The sequence below is a fragment of the Flectobacillus sp. genome (assembly GCF_049240685.1).
Lineage (GTDB): Bacteria > Bacteroidota > Bacteroidia > Cytophagales > Spirosomataceae > Flectobacillus.
Genome location: NZ_JBMLSD010000181.1, coordinates 5400 through 9173 on the forward strand (window position 1 = coordinate 5400; position 3774 = coordinate 9173).

Genomic DNA, 3774 nt, shown 5'->3' on the forward strand with positions numbered 1-3774 from the left:
GGGTCGGAACAAATATCCCTAACCTCTTTTTCGAATGCGACTTTATCGACATTCCAACCTAGTTTGTTTAGACAGATTAGGGACATTTTACAATTGTAATTTTTTGAATGTTGCGTTAATACGCTTATTTCGATGTTTTTGAGGTCGAAGTCTGAATACGAGCCTAAAAAGTTTTACGTTTAGGTTTTCCCCATAATCCGAAAAAAATACCCGCTTGATAAGATACCCATACAATCGAAATGAGCCCCGAAACCATCGAAACGATGATAGAAGCGAATTGCAACTTTTCTGAAACAAGCTCTTTTTCTTCCATACTTATTTGGCTGAAGTAGCGGCTAAAACGGTCACTAATGCAGGGACAATAATCTTAGTAAGGTCGAGTACATTAGACCAAAAATCTCCACGCTTCATGAATTTCTTCTTTTTTACAGGAGTCTTTTGAGGCTTTGGCTTCTTGGCATTTTGTGGTGCTTGTGGTTGAAAATCGGCTGAATCACATACGTAATTTTGCTGGATGACAACTACTACACTAGGAGGTGATAGGGTATCTTGACTGATGGGTTGCGAAAAAGCCAACATGGGAATTAATCCTATCAGTAAGCAAAAGATGAGTTTTTTCATTATTTTAATTGCTTTAGAATTTCGTTGTTTTGACTTGAGAGATGGTTGAATTGAGCAGTGAATTCAGCCTTTTGTTCTTTGAGAGCTAGTTTAAGTTCGTTGATACCGTTTTGCTGATTGAGAAAATCTTTCTCTAGTACCGCAATACGTTCCCCATGCTTGTTTTGTCTCTCTTGAATGTCTTTGATTTCTTCCTGTCTTGCATCAATTCTTTCTTTTGTCTCTTCGGTTTTTGTTCTAAAAATCCACACCACCAGAGCAACTATTCCAGATACAACAATCGGTGTGAAAATTTGCTCATAATTAACTTGTAGTAACATATTAGTGGTTAGTAGAATCGTACATTTGAGCTATCTTTCTTTTTGCCTCTTCAAAGGCTTTTTCTATTTCGCTATCTGAGCGCATGGGCAATCGGTCTCTGGGTCTTCTGTATGGTTTTTTGGGTGGCGTAGATAGATTGTGTTTTTGTGGTATTTTTTCTTCAAATCTAGCGAATGCAGTATCCGTCGCATCAAAATAGTCTAGTGTTCCGAATTCAGGGACTGTATCTAGTTCGGATAGCTTCAAATCAGCCTTTTGAATATCGACTGTATCCTTTTTCTCTGGTGTTTCAATGCCCAAAAGGTTATCCACTACTTGATATTGGGCATCAGAACAGGAGAGTAAACTAATGCCGATGAATGAGCCAATGATTAAGAGCTTTGATTTGGATTTGGTTGAGCTTCCAGAACTCTTGGTAGTTGAGGATGATTGCATCTTGTTTTCGTCTTAGATGTGGGAAAATACCCTGTTTCCTTCGTTTAGGGTCGTAGGGAGAACCTGTATTGAAGCCTCCAGTACGAAACCTTGTTTTGTCACCTGCGATATTCCATTGTGTTACCACTTCAACGTGCCACTGATTACCTTTCCAGTTGAAAAGAGCGATATCACCTTTGACTACAGGCTGAGATGTGACAGCTTTGCCATATTTTCGTTTGATAGCTGAAGCTTTGAGCCATGATATCGCCCGTGGTGTGGCCGTTACAGGAAGCTTGTTACATTTGCCAATGTAGATGATTCCGCTTGAGCAATAGGCTGAGCCTTTTGGAGCACCTGCCGTTTTGTTGATTTTGTCAATAAGAAAGCCTCTATTGTTTCTTCTTTCCAGATTATGATAGAGGCTTTTCATCGTGTCTACTACAGCCTGTCTAATTAGGAATTGGTGATTGGACTGGCCAGATACATAATGGCAAAAGAGAAGGCTTTGGCATATACCAAATACAAGGCTTGTTTTACCTGAAATTCGTCTGAGCAATTGAGAAACCATTTCGATATTAAGTTATGTTCGGGTGCTTCGTGATTGTTTCTGAATCGGTACACAACGCTCCAGTTGATAAGCAAGGAGACGTCTACAATGAGCCACATAATTGACCAGTGGTTGAGCTTGATAATGAAGTCAATCCAAGCCGAACGCACTGCCATTGAGATGTCTGTTCCCTCAAGCTTGACAAGGTGATTGAGATAGCTCGAAATAGCAAAGAGTGCCAAAGTGAATAGTGTGGTAAGAATCCATCTGCGAGCTACTGAGTACCCTTGGCCAAAGAATGGCTCGTTGGGTAGTTCAACAACTTCTTCCTCTAATTCTTCACCATCAATCTGGATTTCATTTGCCAGTTTTTTAGCATCTTCAGCAAATCCCTTGAGGGTTTCTGCCTTAGAGAGATTTCCTACTAATGCCTCTTGCCTTGACTGAGCCATGAAGGTTGCAACGTTGTCGAGAAGAGCCTGCCTTTCGTTGATTTTTTGCTGTCTTTCAGCTTCTTTTTGTTCTTGTTGCAGTTGTTCGACTCGTTGCAACTCTAGCTCAGCATCTTGTTTTCTTTTTTCAGCTTGTGCCTTGAGTTCTTCGATATTGATATTTTTATCCAAATTCCTTCCCATTGCCATTGAGGGTTTAATTTTTGAATGATGATAGGGCGAACTTCATTGCCCAAAACATGAGGAATGCTAGGATGATAGCAAAACCTCCAAGTGCCAGAAACAGATAGAATGCTACATTCTTGATTGTTTCAGTTTCCATTTCTACGTTGGTATTCACGGTGATTTCAGGCTTTTTCTTACCTGTAATAAAATCCTTGATTTCGTCGGTAGAAAGGATGTTTGCAAGGGTATCTAAGATGTTCGCCATTACTTTGCCTTGAGTTTTGTGAGCCTAGTCAATACACTGTCGTAGGCTGCGGATGCATAGAGCTTATGGTCAATAAACTCAGTTAGGAACGTGCCATCTTTGAAGTATTTTCGGTTGTAGTCGTTAGCTATCCAAATCAACTCCTTGTCAGTTAGTTCCTTGAGTGTATGAGAAAGGTCACGCATTTCGCCATACCAAATCTTGCTATACCATGCCGTAAAATAGTTGTGAGCTTGCTCTACAATTATTTTTCCTGTCGTCTTTGTCCATTCCTCAAAGATTGACTTTTCCTGAGCCGTTGGAGGCTGATATTCAGGGCTTGGAGCGTCAGATGGAGGAGTGTTTAAGCCTTTGTCTTTCCCGAGATTGAAAATAAAGTATCCAATAAGACCAATGGGGACGAGAAACAAAAGGATGGCTGTAAGAGGCTTGGTGACCAAAAGGGTCTTATACCAACTTAGCTTTTCTTTCATTTTTTTTGTCTTTATAAGCACGATACATAGAATAGAAGAACAGACCAAAAAGTAAGAAGAAAAAGCCATATAAAACCACTTTCAAAATACCTGCTCCAGTTGAGTCCGAAATACCAGCTTGAGGGTCATCGTCCTGAGTAACAACCACAGAACTTGACTCACCAGAAGATTCAACCTTTGGAAGCGCCTTGGCTTGTGGCTTGCTGTAAGATACATAATCACTAGCGACCCAACCGATTGCCTTTCCTTTGGCATCAAATACCCTCAAAAAGGTAATAGTAAGGTATTTTTTGGTGCTTTTGTCGGTGTATCCTACAATGTTACCATAGCTAATGATTTTCAGCTCCTTCTTGAGCGTATTGGCTTCTGGTCTAAGCTTTACCCCCGAGGTGGTATTGCAATACAAAGGGACTAGCTCGGTTTTTTCATCTCTTTTAGGTTGTTCGCCATTATCTGCAAATTCAAGTTCGCTTGGCTTGAACCATAAGTAGGTTAGGTACTTTTGGTTTACTG

General features: G+C 40.4%; 9 protein-coding genes. All 9 read right to left on the bottom strand.

Annotated features, from left to right (window positions below; all coding sequences use genetic code 11):
* Positions 1–163: 163 nt before the first annotated feature.
* The gene (locus tag ACOVQ4_RS08450; RefSeq protein ID WP_421820214.1) at positions 164–313 is read right to left on the bottom strand and encodes a hypothetical protein; all 150 of its coding nucleotides are present in this window, start codon (positions 311–313) and stop codon (positions 164–166) included.
* A 2-nt stretch (positions 314–315) separates the two neighbouring features.
* A complete protein-coding gene (locus tag ACOVQ4_RS08455; protein ID WP_421820215.1) occupies positions 316–621 on the bottom strand; it encodes a hypothetical protein in 306 nt (101 codons plus the stop codon).
* Complete coding sequence (locus ACOVQ4_RS08460; protein WP_421820216.1) at positions 621–941, bottom strand: hypothetical protein; 321 nt, start codon at positions 939–941, stop codon at positions 621–623. The genes ACOVQ4_RS08455 and ACOVQ4_RS08460 overlap by 1 nt, the downstream gene beginning before the upstream one ends.
* A gap of 1 nt (position 942) precedes the next feature.
* A complete protein-coding gene (locus ACOVQ4_RS08465) occupies positions 943–1377 on the bottom strand; it encodes a hypothetical protein (protein ID WP_421820217.1) in 435 nt (144 codons plus the stop codon).
* Entirely contained in the window at positions 1289–1789 is a 501-nt protein-coding gene (locus ACOVQ4_RS08470) for a hypothetical protein (RefSeq protein WP_421820218.1), read from the bottom strand. Before ACOVQ4_RS08470 ends, ACOVQ4_RS08465 begins: the two co-directional genes overlap by 89 nt.
* A 23-nt stretch (positions 1790–1812) precedes the next feature.
* Positions 1813–2541, bottom strand: a complete 729-nt coding sequence (locus ACOVQ4_RS08475; protein ID WP_421820219.1) for a hypothetical protein — start codon at positions 2539–2541, stop codon at positions 1813–1815.
* Between the two features lie 13 nt (positions 2542–2554).
* Positions 2555–2788, bottom strand: a complete 234-nt coding sequence (locus ACOVQ4_RS08480) for a hypothetical protein (RefSeq protein WP_095167759.1) — start codon at positions 2786–2788, stop codon at positions 2555–2557.
* Positions 2788–3261 carry a hypothetical protein gene (locus ACOVQ4_RS08485; RefSeq protein WP_421820220.1) on the bottom strand — a complete coding sequence of 158 codons (474 nt, stop codon included), beginning with the start codon at positions 3259–3261 and terminating at the stop codon, positions 2788–2790. Before ACOVQ4_RS08485 ends, ACOVQ4_RS08480 begins: the two co-directional genes overlap by 1 nt.
* Positions 3236–3774, bottom strand: a 539-nt coding sequence (locus tag ACOVQ4_RS08490) for a hypothetical protein (RefSeq protein ID WP_421820221.1), incomplete at its 5' end; no start/stop codon positions are given. The genes ACOVQ4_RS08490 and ACOVQ4_RS08485, both read right to left, overlap by 26 nt.